Origin of the sequence: Sagittula stellata E-37, assembly GCF_039724765.1 — a bacterium.
GTDB lineage: Bacteria > Pseudomonadota > Alphaproteobacteria > Rhodobacterales > Rhodobacteraceae > Sagittula > Sagittula stellata.
Genome location: NZ_CP155729.1, coordinates 2,981,585 through 3,001,856 on the forward strand (window position 1 = coordinate 2,981,585; position 20,272 = coordinate 3,001,856).

At 65.7% G+C, this 20,272-nt stretch carries 22 protein-coding genes; 10 read left to right on the forward strand and 12 right to left on the reverse strand.

From position 1 onward, the window contains the following. Positions 1-3 precede the first annotated feature (3 nt). The 9 genes from ABFK29_RS14120 to ABFK29_RS14160 all read right to left on the reverse strand — a co-directional run bounded on the left by ABFK29_RS14120 (position 4) and on the right by ABFK29_RS14160 (position 6,669). A complete protein-coding gene (locus ABFK29_RS14120; protein ID WP_005855937.1) occupies positions 4-411 on the reverse strand; it encodes a DUF3168 domain-containing protein in 408 nt (135 codons plus the stop codon). After that, complete coding sequence (locus ABFK29_RS14125; protein ID WP_005855938.1) at positions 408-773, reverse strand: head-tail adaptor protein; 366 nt, start codon at positions 771-773, stop codon at positions 408-410. The genes ABFK29_RS14120 and ABFK29_RS14125 overlap by 4 nt, the downstream gene beginning before the upstream one ends. Then, the gene (locus ABFK29_RS14130) at positions 770-1,363 is read right to left on the reverse strand and encodes a head-tail connector protein (RefSeq protein WP_005855939.1); all 594 of its coding nucleotides are present in this window, start codon (positions 1,361-1,363) and stop codon (positions 770-772) included. The genes ABFK29_RS14125 and ABFK29_RS14130 overlap by 4 nt, the downstream gene beginning before the upstream one ends. Positions 1,364-1,510: 147 nt before the next feature. Then, a complete protein-coding gene (locus tag ABFK29_RS14135) occupies positions 1,511-2,692 on the reverse strand; it encodes a phage major capsid protein (protein WP_040604166.1) in 1,182 nt (393 codons plus the stop codon). A 27-nt stretch (positions 2,693-2,719) separates the two neighbouring features. Beyond that, a complete protein-coding gene (locus ABFK29_RS14140; RefSeq protein WP_005855941.1) occupies positions 2,720-3,265 on the reverse strand; it encodes an HK97 family phage prohead protease in 546 nt (181 codons plus the stop codon). Positions 3,266-3,290: 25 nt separating this feature from the next. Further along, positions 3,291-3,518 carry a GTA head formation protein, RCAP_rcc01685 family gene (locus ABFK29_RS14145; RefSeq protein WP_005855942.1) on the reverse strand — a complete coding sequence of 76 codons (228 nt, stop codon included), beginning with the start codon at positions 3,516-3,518 and terminating at the stop codon, positions 3,291-3,293. Next, positions 3,511-4,707, reverse strand: coding sequence for a phage portal protein (locus tag ABFK29_RS14150; RefSeq protein WP_005855943.1), 1,197 nt, complete (start codon positions 4,705-4,707; stop codon positions 3,511-3,513). The genes ABFK29_RS14145 and ABFK29_RS14150 overlap by 8 nt, the downstream gene beginning before the upstream one ends. A 218-nt stretch (positions 4,708-4,925) precedes the next feature. After that, entirely contained in the window at positions 4,926-6,293 is a 1,368-nt protein-coding gene (locus ABFK29_RS14155; protein ID WP_083803403.1) for a DNA-packaging protein, read from the reverse strand. Further along, the gene (locus ABFK29_RS14160; RefSeq protein ID WP_005855947.1) at positions 6,214-6,669 is read right to left on the reverse strand and encodes a hypothetical protein; all 456 of its coding nucleotides are present in this window, start codon (positions 6,667-6,669) and stop codon (positions 6,214-6,216) included. Before ABFK29_RS14160 ends, ABFK29_RS14155 begins: the two co-directional genes overlap by 80 nt. A gap of 154 nt (positions 6,670-6,823) precedes the next feature. Between ABFK29_RS14160 and ABFK29_RS14165 the strand changes: the two genes are divergently transcribed. From ABFK29_RS14165 to ABFK29_RS14180, 4 genes are all read left to right on the forward strand, one after another. Beyond that, on the forward strand, positions 6,824-8,032 hold the full coding sequence (locus tag ABFK29_RS14165) for a pyridoxal phosphate-dependent aminotransferase (protein WP_005855949.1): 1,209 nt from the start codon (positions 6,824-6,826) through the stop codon (positions 8,030-8,032). A 94-nt stretch (positions 8,033-8,126) separates the two neighbouring features. Continuing rightward, entirely contained in the window at positions 8,127-10,244 is a 2,118-nt protein-coding gene (locus tag ABFK29_RS14170; RefSeq protein ID WP_005855951.1) for a methyl-accepting chemotaxis protein, read from the forward strand. An 83-nt stretch (positions 10,245-10,327) separates the two neighbouring features. Beyond that, on the forward strand, positions 10,328-10,498 hold the full coding sequence (locus ABFK29_RS14175) for a YqaE/Pmp3 family membrane protein (RefSeq protein ID WP_347099673.1): 171 nt from the start codon (positions 10,328-10,330) through the stop codon (positions 10,496-10,498). 8 nt (positions 10,499-10,506) lie between these two features. After that, on the forward strand, positions 10,507-10,947 hold the full coding sequence (locus ABFK29_RS14180; protein ID WP_050772362.1) for a DUF4112 domain-containing protein: 441 nt from the start codon (positions 10,507-10,509) through the stop codon (positions 10,945-10,947). A 97-nt stretch (positions 10,948-11,044) separates the two neighbouring features. Here the strand turns inward: ABFK29_RS14180 and ndk are convergent, their stop codons facing one another. Continuing rightward, a complete protein-coding gene (gene ndk / locus ABFK29_RS14185; RefSeq protein WP_005855954.1) occupies positions 11,045-11,467 on the reverse strand; it encodes a nucleoside-diphosphate kinase in 423 nt (140 codons plus the stop codon). Between the two features lie 328 nt (positions 11,468-11,795). On the opposite strand from ndk, the gene ABFK29_RS14190 reads away from it, so the two are divergent. From ABFK29_RS14190 to ABFK29_RS14215, 6 genes are all read left to right on the forward strand, one after another. Continuing rightward, positions 11,796-13,643, forward strand: a complete 1,848-nt coding sequence (locus tag ABFK29_RS14190; RefSeq protein ID WP_005855956.1) for an ABC-F family ATP-binding cassette domain-containing protein — start codon at positions 11,796-11,798, stop codon at positions 13,641-13,643. Positions 13,644-14,044: 401 nt separating this feature from the next. Beyond that, positions 14,045-14,554 (forward strand): J domain-containing protein, encoded by a 510-nt coding sequence (locus tag ABFK29_RS14195; protein WP_005855958.1) that lies wholly within the window; start codon positions 14,045-14,047, stop codon positions 14,552-14,554. Positions 14,555-14,604: 50 nt separating this feature from the next. Then, positions 14,605-15,225: a MarC family protein gene (locus ABFK29_RS14200; RefSeq protein ID WP_005855960.1), complete on the forward strand. Its 621-nt coding sequence runs from the start codon at positions 14,605-14,607 to the stop codon at positions 15,223-15,225. A gap of 58 nt (positions 15,226-15,283) precedes the next feature. Beyond that, positions 15,284-15,865, forward strand: coding sequence for a retropepsin-like aspartic protease family protein (locus ABFK29_RS14205; RefSeq protein ID WP_005855961.1), 582 nt, complete (start codon positions 15,284-15,286; stop codon positions 15,863-15,865). Between the two features lie 337 nt (positions 15,866-16,202). Continuing rightward, on the forward strand, positions 16,203-17,213 hold the full coding sequence (locus tag ABFK29_RS14210; RefSeq protein ID WP_005855963.1) for a fatty acid desaturase: 1,011 nt from the start codon (positions 16,203-16,205) through the stop codon (positions 17,211-17,213). A 254-nt stretch (positions 17,214-17,467) separates the two neighbouring features. Next, positions 17,468-17,896 carry a VOC family protein gene (locus ABFK29_RS14215; protein WP_040604168.1) on the forward strand — a complete coding sequence of 143 codons (429 nt, stop codon included), beginning with the start codon at positions 17,468-17,470 and terminating at the stop codon, positions 17,894-17,896. 195 nt (positions 17,897-18,091) lie between these two features. Here the strand turns inward: ABFK29_RS14215 and ABFK29_RS14220 are convergent, their stop codons facing one another. Next, positions 18,092-18,550: a DNA polymerase III subunit chi gene (locus tag ABFK29_RS14220; protein ID WP_005855968.1), complete on the reverse strand. Its 459-nt coding sequence runs from the start codon at positions 18,548-18,550 to the stop codon at positions 18,092-18,094. An 87-nt stretch (positions 18,551-18,637) separates the two neighbouring features. Next, positions 18,638-20,104: a leucyl aminopeptidase gene (locus ABFK29_RS14225; RefSeq protein ID WP_005855971.1), complete on the reverse strand. Its 1,467-nt coding sequence runs from the start codon at positions 20,102-20,104 to the stop codon at positions 18,638-18,640. Positions 20,105-20,272 lie beyond the last annotated feature (168 nt).

Below are 20,272 nucleotides of genomic sequence, written 5' to 3' on the forward strand. Positions count from 1 at the left end.
GCTTCAGTTGTCCTCGACCCGCGCACGGAACGTGAGGTCGATGCGCCGGCGACCTTCGCCGGCCAGCGCCGCCCTGGCCTTGTGGAACCACAGCCCCACCAGGCGACCTCGTCCCAGCGTCAGGTCCGCGCCGTGCAAGGCGTCGCTCACTGCGGCGGCGGCCTCCTTGGCGGAAAGAAAGCCCGCGTGCTCCGTCACGACGGAGATCACGAACTGGTGCCACGCGCCCGCGCCGGTCTGGTCTCCGGCCTCCTCCACCCGTTCAGGTCCGAGGGCCACGTAGATCGGGGGAAGTGCGCCGGTGGGGACCTTGTCGTGGACCTCGGCGCCGACAACTGCCGTCAGTGCAGTGTCGGATTGAAGCCGCGCGTAGACCGCCGCCTGCAACGCTCCTGCGATTGCATAGGTCATGCGGAAACCTCCTCGGTGCAGCGGCAGTCCAGGTACATGCCGCGAGGCTCTACCTCCGTGACCGCTTCGATCAGGAAAATCCTGGTCGCCATGACAAAGCGCTGTCCCGCGACGGGGCGGCTCGAATGACCCACCGGGGCGCCCCGCACTGTCACGGTGAATCCCGCGGAGGACATTGCCCCGGCCTCGCCCTCGGTCTGACGCCCGCTCCGCGGATCGACCCGCGCCCAAAGCGTACCGATCGCCGACCACACGCGCGTGTAACCGCCAGCGCCATCCGCAACGTCCTGTGGCGCTTCCAGCACGAGCCGCCGGTTCAGCGTCGCGACACTTTTCGGACCGCCACCTCCCAACGCGCTCATGCCCCCAGCCCCAGACGGATCGGACGGTAACGGGCGATCAGGCTCGTCACGCCGAAGGGCATGCAGCCCTGGCTCAGCGCGGTTTCGTCCCGATACTCGTAATAATGCGACGCCAACAGCATGACGGCCTGTTTCAGATCGTCAGGAACGTCGGAAAAGTCCGTGCCGTAGCCCGCCTGAAAACGGATCTCGATTGCGCCGCCATCGGCAACCGACGGAAAGCTCGCGGCCACTGCGCGCACCTTCGGCGTGAAGGTGTCACGCTGGAGCCGGTAGGCGGACGGATCGAGTGTCTGCGGAACGCCGTAGCCGTCGATGATCGTCACCTCGGCGATGCTCTGCACCGGCGAAATGGGCAGCTTCTGCACGCTCCGCTCCTGCCAGTCGTCCAGTGTCAGGACGAACCCGCGCTGCACAAGCGCCTTGGACGTCCTCGCCTCGATGGCTGCCATGGCCGCCCTGAGAAACGACACCAGCACGCTGTCCTGCAAATCGGTCTCCGCAAAGCCGCTGCCCAGCCGCAGATGCTCTTTCAGCCCGGCCACCGGAAGGGCTGCCTCCGCCACTTGTGTTTCTTCCACCAACATCATGTCTGTTCTCCGATATGCTCGGCCTTGGGGCCTCATCGACAGGTGGGCGCGCGCCGCCCAGGCTGCTCGGGCGGAGGGGAAGCTGGACAACTCGGGACCACGCGCGCCCGTCAGAGGGCGGTCTCGCGCCCCCTGTCCGGTGCACGCTTACGAGGTCGAGACACGCAGCAGCTTGATCGCCGCGTAGTCGCTGACGCCGCCGCCCACGCGCTTGGACGCGTAGAACAGGACGTGCGGCTTGGCCGAGAACGGGTCGCGCAGGACACGGATGTCCGGGCGTTCCGCGATGGTGTAACCCGCGCCGAAATCGCCGAACGCGATGGGGTACTCGTCAGCGGCGATGTCCGGCATGTCCTCGGAAATCAGGACCTTGTAGCCCAGAAGGCGCGCGGGCTCTGCCGCGGCAAGGCCGTCGGCCCACAGGTGGCGACCATCCGCGTCCTTCAGCTTGCGCAGGGCGCCCGCGGTCTTGGAGTTCATCACAAAGGTCGCGTTCGAGCGATACCGGCTGTCGAGCCCGTAAATCAGGTCGATCACGCAATCGCCGTCGCCCAGGCCCGCGGCCGCGCCAGTGGGCACATAACCCAAAGACCCCCAGGCCCAGGCGGTATTCGCGACGATGGCGTTCGTCAGCAGACCGGAAGGCTTGTCGACGCCATCGCCGTTGATGAAGGCCGCCGCTTCGGCGCGGATGAACTTGTCGGCGATGCGCGATGCCAGCCACGATTCCACGTCGAAGGCGGAGTCGTCCAGCAGGCGCTGCGACACCTTGGGCATCGCGTTCAGCTCGTACAGCGGAATGGAGATGCGCTCGATTGTCGGCGACGTGGTCTCGGCTGCGGTCGAGGTCTCGGTCGCCCAGCCGGCGCCGGTATCGTTGCGGTCGATCAGGACGTCGAAGGCGGAGGCTTCCACGTTCACCACGTTGGAAATCGCACGGATCGAGACGAGGCTGTCGAGCTTCGACTTGATGATCGCAGAAGTCTGCGGATCGACGAGGTAGCCGCCATCGGCATTCACCGCCGTGGACATCGCCTTGCCTTCAAGCTCGATGCCGCGCAGGCCGTCGTCGTCGCCCGACCGGAGGTATGCGTCGAACGCCTTGAGATGGGGGGCTTCGACCTCGGCGCGGGTCGAAAGGGTCGGCCGTTTCGCCAGTGCGGTCTTGTGATCAAGCATGGTCAGTCGCTCTTCCTGTTTTGCAAGCTTCTCTTCCAGATCGGCCGCGAGGGCCTTGTAGTCCCCGATCAGTCCCGCCATCGCGGCACTCACCCGGGCGACCGGAGACACATCTTCCCCGGTCCGAGACGTGGTCTCGGGTTTGCTCATCCTTGTTTCCCTCATGAGTGGCGCGCGTCAGTCGCCCGCCAGGTTCAGGCGCATGCCCTCCAGGGCCTCCGCCAACGCATGCAGGCCACCGTCTTCGGGACGATCCTCGCCCTTCGCGGCAACCCGCGCACTGGGCAGCATCGGGAAAGTCACAAGCGACACCTCCCAAAGCTCCAGTTCCGCCAGGAGCCTGCGGCCCCCGTCATCCTTGCTGGACTTGATCGTGCGATAGCCGATCGAAAGCCCGTCGATGGCGCCCGCCTCGATCAGGGCTGCGGCCTCGCGGCCCTTCGCCACCGTGTCGAGAAGACGGCCCTTCACGTAAAGCCCGCGCTCATCTTCCCGCACTTGCTCCCAGACACCGATGGGCTGGGCGGGGTCGTGCTGCCACAGCATCTTGACCGCGCGTCCCTCCGCCAGAAGCCGTTTCAAAGAGCGGGCATAGGCGCCACGGGCCACCACGTCGCCGCCCTGATCGCACTTCCCGAACAGCGAGGCATACCCTTCGATGCGGGTGCCTTCGACGACCGTGACATCGGTGTCGAAGCGGCAGAACTTGTGTTCCAGATCCATTTCCGATCCTCCTCTGGTGCAGCCCTCAGGGCGTCACCTGCATGAACCCCTGAAAAGCTTCCGCCAGGATCACCCCGGCAACGCCGTAGACGGCCAGCCACAACCGCCGCTCCAGCCGTTCCATCAGCGCTTCCAGTCGACGGAACCTGTCGGTCAACCCGTCGTACTGCAACTTCGAGACGCGCTCGTGCGCTTCCAGCCGAAGCCCCGGCGCGCAGGCGAAGGTCTCTGCCCGGCTGCGCATGTCAGTCATCCTGAGCCTCCTCCGGAAGCGCGGGCAAGCCCAGCAACTGGCGCTTCTCCGCAGTGGTCAGGAACTCGGCCCCGGCCACCCGGTTCCAGACCGCGTCCCGCTCCACGGCGAGTGCAGGCACCTGATCGAGATCGGGCGACAGCACGATCTCCTCTCCGGTAAAGGAGGACAGCCAGCGCCCCACCGCATGCGTCACCTTCGACGCCAGCGGCAGCACCGTCTGGCGATAGAACGCCCGGTGTGCCTCCGCGTAGTTCGAATAGGTCGCCTCGCCCTGGATTCCCAACAGCATGGGCGGCACACCGAAGGCCACGGCGATCTCGCGCGCCGCCGCTTCCTTGGTCTTCTGGAACTCCATGTCGGAGGGCGAGAAACCCATCGGCTTCCAGTCCAGCCCGCCTTCCAGCAGCATCGGCCGGCCCGCATTCCGCGCGCCCTGATGATGCGCCTCCATCTCGGCGGTCAGCCGGTCGTACTGTTCGGTCGTAAGGTGCCCCTGCCCCTCGGTGCCCTTCCAGACGATGGCGCCCGAAGGCCGGGCTGCGTTGTCCAGCAGCCCCTTGGACCAGCGCGACGCCGAATTGTGCACATCGACCGCCTGGGCCGCCGCCTGAAGCGGGGAAAGACCGTAGTGATCATCCTGCGGATGGAACGTCTTGACGTGCAGCACCGGAGAAACCGGCCCGGTCACGTTGAAACGGTGCTTTCGGCCGCCGACCTCATAGACATAGGCCACGGGCCAGCCATCGGCTCCGGGCACGACGCTCATCCGGTCGCTGCGCAGCACGTGCAGCTCGAACGGCAGCCCGGCATCGCCCGCCACCGCTTCAAGGTATCCGTCACCGGACAGCAGCATCTGCCCATAGAGCGCCTCGAACAGTTCGGCTCGGCCCTGGCCGCTGTTGGGCTGAGTGATCAGCCTGACGATCGGATGGTCGACGTAACGCGTGTCCCGATCCTGCAGCACCAGCGGCAACGCCGCCGCCGCCTCGCAGATCAGCTTGACCGCGCGAAACCCCACCGGATTGCCCGAGAACGCCTGCTTTGTCAGCGACACCGTGTCCCGGGGGCTCCACGCGATGCGGCCGGCGGACATGTGGGCCACGACACGACCCGTGGCCGAGGCCTTCACCTCCGGCACGGACCCAGCGTTCCGCGTATCCTGTCGCCGCAGAAAGTCGAAAACCATGTTTGTGCTCCTTTTCCCTCCGGCCGTTCCGCCGCGCCGCAGACCATCGGCCGCAGCCCCGAAAGGTCTGCGTCCCCTGGCGTATCCCGCTATCCCGAAAACGGCGGACGGTCGGTCCATCCGCGCTTCGAAAGCCACCCTATGAATAGCGGGTTAACAAGCCTTCAGCGTAGCGAACGCTGCCCAGCGCAGATGCGATCTTAAGCCAAATCAAACACTTACCCGGCACTCCGCACGCGCGGGTTGACCGGCGGTCTGCCGGATACGATCAGGTGCGACACCGCCCAGACCAGCGCATCCACCCGGTCGGGGCTGCCGCCTCCCTGGAATCCCATGGGGGTCATCAGGCAAAGCTGCGCTTCCAGGTCCGCCAGTCCCGCCGCATGAAAGACGCGCCCCTGTTCGTAAAGCGCGGCGACCGGCTCCGCCCGCACCGCCTTACCGTCGCAGGCATGGACGCGCGTGACAGGCAGGTATGGGTCGACCTGCCTCAGCACGTTCTCGACCATCGCGCCACCCTGGTTGACCTCTGCCACCACGCGGTCCGCATTCCAGCGGCGCGCCGCCTCGACCGCGCAGGCGGCCCATTCCGCCGGGCGCCGCCCCTGCACGCTGGCATCCTCCAGCACATAGGCTGTCAGTAGCCCGTCCTTGCCGCGCGCCGCACCGGCGACCACGATCCCGCAGGCGTCCGACCGCTTGCCGTCGCCCGCTGGCGGATCGACCGCCACAACGATCCGGTCGAGCGCGGGCAGCATGCCACAGCGCTGTGCATCCAGCAGGTCGCGCGTCCACATCGCACCGTCGACCTCGTCAAGAAGCAGGCCGTCAAGCTCCTGCATTCCGAGCGAGGAATTGGCATAGCGCGAACGCACCTCGTCCAGGAAGCTGCGCGCCAGATGCGCGGCGTTCACCTCGGTGGGCGCATGGGTCGTCACGGTGGACTCCAGCGCCAGCAAAGCCTTCAGCACGCCGACGTTGCGCGGCGTCGTCGTCACGCAGACTTGCGGATGATCACCCAGTCGCAGACCGAACTGGAGCATGTCCCACGTATCCTGCCCGCGCTTCCACTTCGCCAGCTCGTCCACCCAGGCGCCGTCGAACTGCGGCCCGCGCAGGGCCTCCGGCTCGCTTGCGGAATAGATCATCGCCTCCGCGCCGTTGGGCCAGACGAGGCACTTTCGCGACGCCTGCCACAGCGGACGCCGGTCGGGCGGCGAACAGGCGAGGATGCCGCTGTCGCCGAACACCATCACCTCGCGCGCCTGATCGAAGGTCTCGCCGATGATCGCCATGCGCTTGCACCGGCCCGGCTTCATCGGACGCGCGCCTTCGACTTGCGCGCGCACCCACTCGGCCCCGGCGCGCGTCTTGCCCGCGCCGCGGCCGCCCAGGATCACCCAGGTCCGCCAGTCGCCCTCCGGCGGAAGCTGGTGAGGATGCGCCCAGAAATCGAAAAGGTAGGGGAGCGCGATGCGCCCCCCTTCCGACAGTGCATTCCAGAACTCAATCTGCACCTCGGCAGGCGCGGAGGCGATCCAGGCGGCACCGGACCTCAAATCTGGCTGCTTCGAGGTCGAGTCCATAGGATCCGACGATTCCGGTTGTTTTCCTCTTGATTTCATCCAGTTCAAGCTCCGTTTCCCGGGCGGCCTTCAGCCAGTAGCGCAGGTCGTTCAGCGACGTGCCCAGCTCGGCCTTCTTCACCCCTCCATTCCGGACTTTCTCCGCCAGCTCGCGAATATCCGCGACCAGGTCCTTCAGCGTCTGCGCAATCTCGTCCCGTTGCGCTTCCAGACGCGCCGTCTCGCACACCGGAACCACCAGTGTGCAGCCGGTCACCTTCTTGCTGCTCATATGCTCGACACCTTTCTTGCCTGTAGGTTGCCCCTCCTCGGGCAGGAGACGAAAAAGACCCGCCAGGGTTTCCCCCGCGGGCCTCTGCCGCACCTTGTCCAGCATGCCGTGAACGCTACTCCCCTCCGTGCGCCCGGTCAATCCGGGCGCCGAACGCAACGCGTTGAATCCCTTCACACTTCCGGACCAATGGTTAACACGGCTTGCCCCGCCTCTCCGGCTCTGGCACACCGGTCCCAAACCCGAAAAGGAGCCGCCCATGCCGCAATTGTCCAAGCGTATCAGCACCCTCAACGGTGACGGCTCCGACGGTTGGGGCGTGTTCTACAAGGCGCGCGCCCTCAAGGCCGAAGGCCGGGACATCCTCGAACTGACCATTGGCGAGCACGACATCGGCACCGATCAGGCGATCCTGGACGAGATGCACCGCGCCGCCAGCGCCGGGCACACCGGCTATGCGATGGTGCCCGGGGTCGATGCCCTGCGCGACCGGATCGCAAGCCGTGTCTCCAACCGCACAGGGGTCGCCACCACCCGCGACAACGTGCTCGTGACACCCGGCGGTCAGGCCGCCTTGTTCTCCGCTCACATGGCGGTGCTGGCCCCGGGCGAGACGGGCCTCTTCATCGACCCCTACTATGCCACCTATCCCGGCACGATCCGTGCCGCTTCCGGCATCCCGCATGCCATAGCCACCCGGGCGGAGGACGCCTTCCTGCCGTCTTTCGACCAGATCGACGGCGCGGCCCGGGACACGAACGCACGCTCCCTTCTGGTCAATACGCCGAACAACCCGACCGGCACGCTCTACGGCGCGGAAACCCTCGATGGCATCGCGCGCGCCGCAGCCGCCAACGACCTCTGGGTGATTTCGGACGAGGTCTACGACACGCAGGTCTGGGAGGGCGCCCACGTCAGCCCGCGCGCCCTGCCCGGCATGGCGGACCGTACGATGGTCGTCGGCTCCATGTCGAAAAGCCACGCCATGACCGGCTCCCGCATCGGCTGGATCGTCGCCCCGGAAGAGGCCGTCTCCCGCCTGATCGACCTCGCCACGGCGACCACCTATGGCGTGCCCGGCTACATTCAGGACGGGGCACTTTTCGCACTGGAACAAGGCGATGCGGTCGAGGCCCATGTGGCCGAACCCTTCCGCCGGCGCCGTGCGCTTGTCCTGGATAGACTGGCCAGGCAGTCGGTGGTCACAGCCATCCCGTCGCGCGGTGCGATGTACCTGATGCTCGACATCCGCAAAACCGGCCTCGACGGGGAAACTTTCGCCTACCGCCTGCTCGACGCGCATCGCATCGCCGTCATGCCGGGGGAAAGCTTCGGTGCCGCGGCGGCGGGCCACGTGCGTGTGGCATTGACCGTCGCCGACGACCGGCTGTCGCATGCCATAGACACGCTGTGCGGCTTTGCGGCAGACCTGTCCGAGGCCCGCGTCGCGAGCGGAACGATGGCTTGAGTTATAGATACATTCGAAAAGAGAAAATTATCGAAGCGACACTTCGGTAACCAGATGTGCGGATGGTCGGTCAACTCTTTCAGCGAGGCCGGCCATGACTCTCCGCGAAACTGCTCTTGTCATCATGATCCCCCTTCTTGCCCTGATCGGCTACCTCACATGGTACGACTGGGCGGCCGGGCAGAACCGAATTGACCACCTCGACGCACAGGCGCGCGGCATCGCCGAGGCGGAGCTGATCAACAACCTCGTGCATGAACTCCAGAAAGAGCGGGGCTTTTCCGCCGGCTACACCTCGTCGGGCGGCACCAGCTTCGCCGATGCCCTTCCCGCCCAGCGGCTCGACACCGACGCGGCGCTTGCCGCCATTTCCGGCGCGCTGCCGATGGCACATGCCATGGCGCCCACCCCCATGGCAAACGCCGATGCCGCTATTGCCGAACTGGCCGACTGGCGGGCTGCGATCACCGCTACGGAAAAGACGGTGCCGGAACTGGCGGGCTGGTACACCGGCCTCATCAACACGCTGCTCACCACCGCCAACCGCGTGTCGGAGGCGCACGCGTCCGAAGGCCTTGCGCGGCTCGTGGAAGCCAAGACACTGGTCGGAAAGGCAAAGGAAAGCGCCGGGCTGGAGCGGGCGATGGGTGCCACGGGGCTTGGCGCCGGGGCCTTCGCGCCCGCCGTACACACCCGGTTCGTCAGCCTGGGCGCCGTTCAGGCTGCGGATCTGGCCGCCGCGGCGCAGGTCCTCGAACGCCCTGACTGGCTGGAAGCCCTTCGCCAGTCCGAAGCCGCGCAGACGGTGACCACTATGCGCGGAGTCCTGACCGCGTCCGTCCACACCGGTACAATGGGCGGCTATACCGCGCCCCAATGGTTCGCCGCCTCCACCGCCTGGATCGACAGCCTGCGCGCCCTCGAACTCGACCTGGCGCAGGAGATCAGGACAAACGCCGCGCTCCAGCGGGAGGAGACCGCCACACAACTGCGCAACACGGTTCTCCTGACGGTCGGCGCGGCGCTGACCGCCGCGCTCTTCTCCTTCCTTTTGTTCGAGAAGACACTCCGCCGGATTTCCAGCCTGATCGCCCTGATGGGGCACTATCGCGACGGCAACTTCGAACCCGAGGTTCCGCAGTCCTCCCAACGTTCGGAACTGGGGCGCATGGCGCGCGTCCTGGCGGACTTCAAGGCAGCGATGCTTTTCCAGCGACAGGACAGCGCCCGTGCCGAAGCCGAGGAAAGGGCCCGGTTGAACGGCACGCACCAGCAGGTCGTCGACATGGTCGCCGAAGGTCTGAACGCCCTCGCCAACGCCGATCTGACGCGCCGTTTCCACACGCCCCTCGATCCGAAGTACGATCACATCCGGCTCGACTTCAACTCGGCCGCCGACCGCCTGAACCGAGTGATCTCCGGTCTGGTGTCAGCCGTCACGCAGATCTCCGACCGCTCCCGCCAGATGCAGGACGGTGCGGAGGATCTCGCCCACCGGACGGAACAGCAAAGCGACGCGATCATCCGCAGCGCCGACGGCGTCGCCCGTGTGACGAAAGAGACCCGCGACGACGCGCAACACATCGCCTCCGCCAAGGAAGAGGCGCGCGCCGCCTCCGACACCGCCGCCGAATCGGACCGCACGGTGGCAGAGGCCATCGCCGCCATGGACCAGATCAGCCAACGGTCGGACGAGATCGCAAAGATCGTCACGGTGATCGAGGAACTCGCCTTCCAGACCAACCTCCTCGCCCTCAACGCAAGGGTGGAGGCCGCCCGCGCCGGCGAATCCGGCCGTGGCTTCGCCGTGGTGGCCGAAGAGGTGCGCGACCTTGCCGGCCGGTCGTCGAAATCCGCCCTCGATATCAAGAAACTGATCTCCGAAAGCCACAGGGAGGTTCAGGACGGCGTCCAGCTGGTCAACGGCGCGGGGCAGTCGCTCCAGACCATGGTCAGCAGCATCCACAAGATGGACGAAGCCCTGTCGGACATCGCCGCGTCCACCAGCGCCCACGCCAGCGACCTGGCCGAGATCGACTCCGCGATGAAGCTGCTGCAGGACCTGACCCATGCCAACGCCGGGCTTGTTGCCGACACGCGGACCACCTCCTCTGCGCTCGCCGGCACGGCACAGGACCTGTCGCGTTCGGTGTCGGAGTTCCGGATCGACACCGAAGACCCCGTCCAGTCGCCCGCCGAACGCGCCGCCTGACCCGGGCGGCGCCGGGCACCGTCGGAACTTCCACACCGTTGCCGCGTTCTTTCCTTAACCCGGCAACGCAAAGGAGATCCCCGATGGACCTCATCCGCATCATTCTCAGCCTGTTTCTTCCGCCGCTTGGCGTTTTCCTAGAAGTGGGCCTGTCGAAACACTTCTGGATCAACGTCCTGCTGACACTCCTTGGCTGGCTCCCCGGCGTCGTGCACGCGATCTGGGTGATCTCGCGCCGTCCGGCCCACGCGTGAGCGCCGCCATGACCGACGCAAAGACCATCTTCGCAAAGGTCGAACGGGCGGAACGCATCGCCCGCCGGATGGACGCCGCGCTGCATCTGCCCGGCACCGGCATCCGCTTGGGGTGGGACGGCATCCTGGGGCTGGTCCCGGGCATCGGCGACACGCTCGCACTGACGCCCGCAGCCTATATCGTCTACCTCGGCCATGAGATCGGCGCGCCGAAGCACCTGCTGGTGCGCATGGCCGGCAACATCGGCATCGACTGGGTCATCGGCCTCATCCCCCTGATCGGCGATATCTTCGACGTGGGTTTCAAGGCGAACCTCCGCAACGCGGCCCTGATGCGCGACTTCGCGGAACGGCGCCACGCGGACACCACCAAGGGCCAGACCCCGCGGCCGTCGCCAACCCGCACCCCTGTGCAGGGGCTCGGACGGGCCCGGGGCGCAAACGCCTGACACGCGCGGCACGCGGCAGACGTCCGGGCAAACGAAAAGGGGCGCCCAAAGGCGCCCCTTCGTCATGTCAGGATCATGCCAGTAACCGGGAACCGGTTCAGCCGACCAGTTCGAGACCGGAGAAGAAATACGCGATTTCCTCTGCCGCGGTGTCCGGCGCATCCGACCCGTGGACGGAGTTTTCGCCCACCGACTCGGCGAACTCGGCACGGATGGTGCCCTCGGCCGCATCGGCCGGGTTCGTCGCGCCCATCACTTCACGGTTCTTGGAAATGGCGTCCTCGCCTTCCAGGACCTGGGCGACGATCGGTGCAGAGGCCATGAACTCGCACAGTTCATCGTAGAAGGGGCGCGCCGCATGCACCTTGTAGAATTCGCCGGCCTGCGCCTTGGTGAGGTGAATCCGCTTCTGCGCGACGATGCGCAGACCGGCCTCCTCGAACTTGGCGTTGATCTTGCCGGTCAGGTTGCGGCGGGTTGCATCGGGCTTGATGATCGAAAAGGTGCGCTCGAGGGCCATCGTGTTATCCTCCAGATGGATCCGACCCACAGTCCGGGGTCGTCAGGGTGTATCGCGGCGCCCGATAACACGGCCTCCCGGATCAGGGAACCCCTCATGACCCCGCCGCATGCGCACAGGTGGCGCCGGCCCCGCACAAAGGTCATTCCGTGCCGAACAGACGCGCGCCCCGACAGGTCACCACGCCGAAAAAACGCCCTGCGCACCAGTTCCGCCTCCACCCGCGAAGACGCCCCACGGGTCGGTGGGCGGGCGCTTTTGCGAAGGCAAACAGTGCCGCACACCGACGCGCCTTTCCCATACCGTAACCCTCTGCTAAAGCGCCCCCATGTTGCGCATCTCATCCCTCTCCTATTCGGTCGAAGGCCGTCCACTCTTTGAGGACGCCACCGCCACCATTCCCGAAGGCCACAAGGTCGGCCTCGTCGGTCCGAACGGCGCGGGCAAGACCACGCTCTTCCGCCTGATCCGCGGAGAACTGACCATCGATGGCGGCGACATCTCCCTGCCCAGCCGTGCCCGCATCGGCGGCGTCAGCCAGGAAGTGCCCTCCTCCGACGTATCGATCCTCGACACGGTGCTTGCCGCCGACGAAGAACGCTCCGCGCTGATGGCCGAGGCCGAAACCGCCGACGGCCACCGCATGGCCGAGGTCCAGACACGTCTGGCCGACATCGACGCATGGTCGGCCGAGGCCCGCGCGGCCACCATCCTGCGCGGACTGGGGTTCGAGCCCGAGGAACACGCCAACCCCTGTTCCGCCTATTCCGGCGGCTGGCGGATGCGCGTGGCGCTGGCGGGCGTGCTGTTCGCCCAGCCCGACCTGCTGCTGCTCGACGAGCCGACCAACTACCTCGACCTGGAAGGCGCGCTCTGGCTCGAATCCTATCTGGCACGCTATCCGCACACCGTCATCGTCATCAGCCACGACCGCGGCCTTCTGAACCGCGCCGTCGGCAGCATCCTACACCTCGAAGACCGCAAGCTGACCTATTACGGCACGCCCTACGACGGCTTCGTCAGGCTGCGCGCCGAAAAGCGTGCCCAACAGGCGGCCACCGCGAAGAAGCAGCAGGACCGCCGCGAGCACCTCCAGTCCTTCGTCGACCGCTTCCGCGCCAAAGCCTCCAAGGCCAAACAGGCGCAGGCCCGGCTCAAGATGATCGAGCGCATGGACATGGTCACCGCGCCCGAAGAGGCGGCCAAGCGCGTCTTCACCTTCCCGCAGCCGGATGAGCTCAGCCCGCCGATCATCAACATCGACGGCGGCTCCACGGGGTACGACGGCAAGGCGGTCCTGCACCGACTGAACCTGCGCATCGATCAGGACGACCGCATCGCGCTTCTGGGCAAGAACGGTCAGGGCAAATCGACCCTTTCGAAGCTGCTTGCCGACCGCATCGCCCTGATCGAAGGCCACATGAACCGCTCGTCCAAGCTGCGCATCGGCTACTTCGCCCAGCATCAGGTGGACGAACTGCATCTGGATGAGACGCCGCTCCAGCACCTGCAGCGCGAACGCCCGGACACGCCGCCCGCCAAACTCCGCGCCCGGCTCGCCGGCTTCGGACTGCAGGCCGCGCAGGCCGATACCGAGGTGGCGCGCCTGTCCGGCGGCCAGAAGGCACGGCTTTCGCTGCTGCTCGCCACGCTCGACGCCCCCCACCTGCTGATCCTCGACGAGCCGACCAACCACCTCGACATCGAAAGCCGCGAGGCATTGATGGAGGCGCTGACCGCCTACAACGGCGCCGTCATCCTCGTCAGCCACGACATGCACCTGCTGTCGATGGTGGCCGACCGGCTCTGGCTGGTGTCGAACGGCACAGTGAAGCCCTACGAAGAAGACCTCGATGCTTACCGCGCCCTCCTGCTGTCCAAGGACGCACCGGCCAAGCCCGAAAAGCCGAAGGAAAAACCCAGGCGCGCCTCCCGCGACGAGATCCTCGACCTGCGCGCCCACGTCCGCAAATGCGAGGACCGCGTGACCAAGCTTGAGGACATGCGCGAGAAACTGGCGAACAAGCTGGCGAATCCTGCGCTCTACGAGAACGACAAGGTGGGCGAGCTGGAAGTCTGGAACAAGAAATACGCCGAGATCATGGAAGGCCTCTCCCGTGCAGAGGAACTCTGGATGGCGGCTCAGGAAAAACTGGACACGGCGCAGCGCGGCTGACTCCGCACCTTCTCTTCCGACTATGGAGAACGGCGGTCCTTCGGCGCCGCCGTTCTTCGTTTCAGGCGGACGTTCGGGCAACTGCGGGCCAGTCAGCGCCCGCACCGGCCAGATCGGGACCACGAATGTGGCACAGGTCGCCACATTTTCCGCGTATGCCCGTTTCGAAAGCCCCACGTCACGCAACAGCCAACCAAGCCGCAAGCATCTGAAATAAATTAGTTTTACGGATACATCCGGGCGCGAAACCCGGAAATACCCGGCAGAATCGCGTTAACTTTGTGTCCAAATTGAGACTTCCCCGCACCTTCCGCCCGATTTATGCCTCAATTCAACGGCGCCGCAGGGCCGCGGGGGCAGCCCCGGCGCCGGATCTGACAGGACCCGGAAGGACGCCCCCGATGACCCGTACCGCAGCCCGCACCCCCTACGAGATCCTCGGCGTGTCCGCCTTCGACGACCGCGCCACCATCCGGAAGGCATGGAAACGGCTTGTCCGCGCAAATCATCCAGACCGTTGCCCCGCCGACGCCGCCCGACTGACCCGCCGCCTCGCCGACCTGAACGCGGCCTACGACAAGCTGCGTCACCACGTCCCGGCCACGGGGCGCGGCGCTGCGGGCACGAACCGCGAAGCCGACACTCGGCCCGAGGCCAAGGCAAGGCCCAAGTCCGATGCACCCCGCCGCACGCAGGCCCATGCGCAGGCCAAAGCGGGCTCAGGCGCGAAAAAGAACGCCAGCGAACAGCCGAAGGCAAAGCCAACCGCCACCCGCAGCCGCCAAGAGACCCGGGCCCCGTCCCTGTCCCCGGCGCAGCGCGCGGCGCTGCAAAAGGCCACCGCCTCCTTCTCGACCGCGCGCGCCGCGTTCGAAACCGCCTGCAAGGCGCAGGTCGCCATCGCCGCCTGATCCCGTAGCAAAGGCTTTACCGGCGGCCCGAAACCGCCTAACCGGGAATCATGGACCCGACCTTCCTGATCTCGGCCTTCGTCACGCTCTTCGTGGTCATCGACCCGATCGGGCTGACACCGCTGTTCATCGCCCTGACGCAGGGCGCTGACGCGCGCCACCGCCGCGCCGTCGGCATCCGCGCGACGGTCATCGCCGCCGCGCTCCTGACGCTCTTCGCCTTCTTCGGCGAGGCGGTGCTGGGCTTCATCGGCATCGGCATGCCGGCCTTCCGGATCTCCGGCGGCATCCTGCTGTTCATCACCGCGCTCGACATGCTCTTCGAACGCCGCAACAAGCGGCGCGAGGACCGGGCCGAGGCCGACCACCCGCCCGACCCTTCCGTCTTTCCGCTTGCCATCCCGCTGATCGCCGGCCCCGGCGCCATCGCGTCGATGATCCTGCTGACCGGCTCGACCACCGACGTCCTGGGCATCATTGGCGTGCTGGGCGTCATGGCGCTCGTGCTGGCGCTGGTCCTGATGCTGTTCCTTTCGGCCGGACTGATCGAGCGCGGGCTCGGCCCCACCGGCATCACCGTCACGACCCGTCTGCTCGGCATGCTGCTCGCCGCGCTCTCCGTGCAGTTCGTGCTCGACGGGCTGCGGGACTTCGGCTTCGTGGCGCCCTGAGACTTCCTTCTGCGGGCGGAGTGCCTACATTGAGGGAACGCAGGCACAGGGACCCGACATGACGCCCGACCAGACCGGCCACACGATCTTTCTCGGGCTTCTGGCCTTCGCCACCCTCGCATGGTTCTGGCTCAACCACCGCCGCACGCCGGGCCGTGGCCTGCAGAGCCTGATGGGCTGGGCGCTGCTGTTCGTCGGCATCCTTGCCGCCGCAGGGCTCTGGCAGGACGTGCGCGGCGGGCTGGACCAGCGGCAGGCTGTGTTCTCCGGCGATGGCCGGATCGAGATCCCGCGCGGCTTCGACGGCCACTACTACGTGACTCTCGAGGTCAACGGCTCGCCCACCCGGTTTGTCGTGGACACCGGCGCCTCCGGCATGGTGCTGACCAAGATCGCGGCGGAGGAAGCGGGCCTGCATCCCGACGACCTCGCCTTCTACGACATGGCGCAGACCGCGAACGGCACGGTGAAAACAGCGCCAGTCACCCTGGACAGCGTGTCGCTCGGACCCTTTATGGATCGCGGAGTCAGGGCCTACGTCAACGACGGGCAGATGATGGATTCGCTCTTGGGCATGGACTACCTGTCCCGCTTCGACCGGCTGGAGATTTCGGGCGGCAGGATGGTCCTGGAACGCTGAAACGGCGTGTCGAATACCGTGCAGATTTTACTCTTCGTGTCGAACGTCTTCGATCTTGACAGGGTGCCGTACCAAACAATTCCGCCCCAAGTGACAGGCACGTCTTCCCGCGACCGGACCCCGGTCGCGGTATGGGTCAAGGTCAGGTGAGCGGACAAAGCTGTCATCAAGTGCTTGGGCACCAACGACCGGCATCCTTACCGTGCACCCCCCTCATTCAAGAGTTCATGCTGAAGGATTTCGAATTTGTCAGAAGCTTTCGTGCGGAAAAGGCGCGTCGTCGGTTGAATATTCGCCCACTTCCTATAGCAGTAGGGAAAATGGCGAACCGAGGAGCATGATGACCCACGAAGACAATACGGCTGGCGCTCGTGTAAGCGCTGCGCGTGACTGGGTCAAAATTCTCTCCGCATACCGCGAACCGGATGCTCTGCGGAGCAGTTTTGAGTTGGCCGTGACGGTAGGCGCATTCGTTCTGTTGTGGGCCGTCGCATGGTATGCCATGTCCATCAGCGCGTTGCTGGCATTTGTAATATCGCTGTGCAACGCGGCCTTCTTGCTCCGGTTGTTCATCATTCAGCATGATTGCGGCCACAGCGCTTTTTTCAAGAACCGTGTGTTGAGCGATTGGCTTGGTCGCGTGATCGGCATCGTCACTCTGACGCCTTACGACGTTTGGCGAGCATCGCACGCCTTGCACCATAGTTCTTCCGGCAACCTCGGCCGTAGGGGCATGGGCGATGTGCACACCCTGACGGTTGCGGAATACAAGGCAAGGAGCCCGCTAAAGCGCTTGCTCTATCGTCTGTACCGTCACCCTCTGGTCCTGTTCGGTCTCGGCCCCGGGTACTTGTTCTTTCTGGAAAACAGATTGCCGTTGGGTCTGACCGGTCGAGCCAAGTACTGGGTCAGTTCAATGGTCACCAATGCCATGATCTGCCTTGCTCTTTCGGTTATCTACTACTTTGGCGGCATCATGCCGATCCTCTTGATTTTCTTGCCATCTACGCTGCTCGCGGCGAGCGCAGGGGTGTGGTTGTTTTACGTTCAGCATCAGTTCGAAGACACGCACTGGGAGGCCGATAAAGACTGGGATCTGCATGACGCCGCGCTGCACGGCAGTTCTCACTATGTCTTGCCATCCGTGTTGCAGTGGTTGAGCGGGAATATTGGAATTCACCACGTACACCATTTGTACAGCCGGATTCCCTTCTATCGACTGCCCGAAGTGCTTCGGGACCACGACAGTCTTGCGTCGAGCAATCACATGACGATCAGGCAGAGCTTTCGAAGTACGCGACTTCATCTATGGGACGAAGACAGCAAGAAGCTCGTGGCATTTGGATAGGTAGACGCGCCGGCGCTGTGATGTAGCGCATGATCCGATGCTGCAATCCAATCGCAAACGAACCTCGGTTCAAATTGCAGCATCCCGTCAAAGGGGCTCGATCCCGACATTCGCCGCGTGATGCTTGAACGACCGGACTGCGGACAGAGTGAGCTTTCGCTGCGGCTGTTGCAATGGCCGCTTCGGATGGTGCTACTCTCTCGTTCTATGGCGGCCCATCGCCATCGCTGAGACTTTGGGAGGAAAACCACAAAATGATTGCTTACGTCACCGTTGGCGCGGATGACATCGCGAAGGCAGAGCGCTTCTACTCGGCTTTCCTTCCAGCGCTGGGTTATGCGCTCGAAGAGTATCAAGGAGACCTAAGCTACATCTTGCCTACAGAGCAGGGTCAGCCCCCCGTCCAGCCAGATTTCTACGTCAAATCCCCCTTCAATGGGCAATCTGCCTCGGCTGGGAACGGTGTCATGGTCGCGTTTCAGGCGCGATCACAAAGCCAGGTTAGTGAGCTTCATGGCGCTGCGCTGGCCGCAGGCGGCTCTGACGATGGGCAGCCTGGTTTTCGTCCGATATACGGCCCCCACTTTTATGTCGGCTATCTTCGTGACCCGCACGGCAACAAGATCGCGCTGTTCTCCAGTGACCCGAATGAACCTGGGCGTGATGATAGACGCGGGAGCTGACATTCATGCCGCACGCAGCATCCGGCACTTTGGGCTCAATCCTGCCCTTCATTGCATTCTGCTCGACTGATCGCTGTCCCATCCTTCGGACGTAGCGCCGTACTCGTGGTCTGAGATGCGACACCAATCGTCGGTCTTGCTGGCATCTGAAACGGTGCGCCCAACGATTTTAGACGAACATCGTGGGGCGCCCGCTCAGGCCTCGGCCTTCTTTTCCCAGCGGCCCGAGTCCTCCGACCAGTACTGCGCTTTGCAGCCCGCCGACGTCAGCGCCTTCCACTGGCCGCGCGCGGCCTGAACGGCCGCGCCGTCGCCACCATCGAACAGGATGCACACCCGCTCCAGCGCATCGGTCTCTTCAGGCCGGATCTCCGCCCCGTCCAGCGCGATCAGGCAGGCCGGTTCATTCGGCGCCTCCAGCGCCGTGGTCAGCAACACCGGCTGCTCCGCGTCGAACTTGCCGCCCGCCAGCCCATGCGGCAGGAAGCCCTCTTCCGGTTCCAGCCACAGCTTCGCGTCGAGCCAGTCGAGCCGCGCCGGATCGGTGCCGCGCACAGCCACCCGCCAGCCGCGCTCCAGCGACTTCGTCAGCAGCATGCCAAGCGTCACCTCGACGGGCTGGCGCGTGAGATGGTAAAAGAACACCGCCCCCATGTCAGGCCGTTCCCGTACCGCAGCGGGCGCGCCATGGAAGGGACGCGCCCGGCAGTGTATGTGACGCGTCCCGCACCAAGGCCCGGATCACTCCGTCTCGAACTTGTCGCGCACCAGACGGTCGAGCGACATGACACCCCAGCCGGTCGCGCCCTTCGGCGCCAGCGCGGTCTCGGCGCTCACCTGCGCCACACCCGCGATGTCGAGGTGGATCCACGGCGTGCCTTCCTTCACGAAGCGCCGCAGGAACTGTGCCGCCGTGATGGACCCCGCGGGCCGACCGCCGGTGTTCTTGATGTCGGCCTTCTGGCTCTTGATCATGTCGTCGTAGGCCTTGCCCATCGGCATCCGCCACGCGCCTTCGCCTTCGGCCTCCGCCGCTTTCAGGAAATCGCCCGCAAACCCGTCGTCGTTCGAAAAGACGGCGGCGTTCTCGTGGCCCAGCGCGATGATACAGGCGCCGGTCAGCGTGGCGAGATCGACGATGGCCGCCGGTTGCTCGCTCTCCTGAGCGTGCCAGAGCACGTCGGCCAGCACCAACCGCCCCTCGGCGTCGGTGTTGATGACTTCGATCGTGTCGCCCTTCATCGAGGTCACGATGTCACCCGGACGCTGCGCGCGGTCCGAGGGCATGTTCTCCACAAGGCCGACCATGCCGACAACATGGGCCTTGGCCTTGCGCAGCGCGAGCGTCTTCATCACGCCCGACACCACCCCGGCGCCGCCCATGTCCATGGTCATGTCCTCCATGCCGGCGGCGGGCTTCAGCGAGATGCCCCCGGTGTCAAAGACCACGCCCTTGCCGATCAGCGCCAGCGGCGCACCTTCCGCCCCCTTCCAGCGCATCACCACCACCTTGGACGGCATGGCAGAGCCCATGCCCACGCCCAACAGCGCGCCCATGCCCAGCTCTTCGAGCTTGTCCTCGTCCAGCACCTCGACCTCCAGCCCGAGGTCGCGCAGCGCCTCCAGCCGGTTGGCGAATTCCACCGTGCCCAGCACGTTCGCTGGCTCCGAGGTCAGGTCGCGGGTAAAGGCCACGCCCTCGGCCACGGCTTTTACGGCGGCAAAGGCGCCTTCCGCCTCCTCCACCGACTTCACCATCAGCGTGGCGGCGCCCAGCGGGTCGTCGGCCTTCGACTTGCGGGCGGTGAAGGCGTAGCCGCGCAGCGCGAGGCCGAGGCCGATCTGCGCCACGCGTTTCGTGCCGTCGGCGACCACGGTCAGTTCCTTCGAACCGGCTGCCTTGGCAAGCGACGCACCGGCCTTGCGGGCCTCCGTCACCGAGGGACGGCGCGGCAGCTTCACCAGCAGCGCCGCATCCGCCACCATGCCAACCGGCCAGGCCAGGGCCATGGTCTCGCCCGTTCCCAGCTTCTCGAAGGCCTCGCTCTCCAGTGCACGTTTCACCGCGCCCTTGGTCAAACGGTTCAGCCGCCGCGCGCCCGGGCCCATCGTGCCCTCGGCGGGCACGGCCACCGCGACGGCGCCCGAGGCGCCCGCCAGTGCTTCCAGATCGGTCTCGGCGAAACGGATGTCGCGCAGCTCTGTCATCTTGGGTTCTCCTTGTCGTGGTGAGGGGCGGCAGGGGCCGGCCCCGTCCTCCCGCGTCCGGCGCGGGTGTCGTTGAGCGTGTCCTTGCCCAAAGACCTAGCCGCGCCCGCAGCGGAAGGCCAGAGCCACCTTCCCCCCGCCCGGCCTTTCCCCTAGACTGCCCTTCGA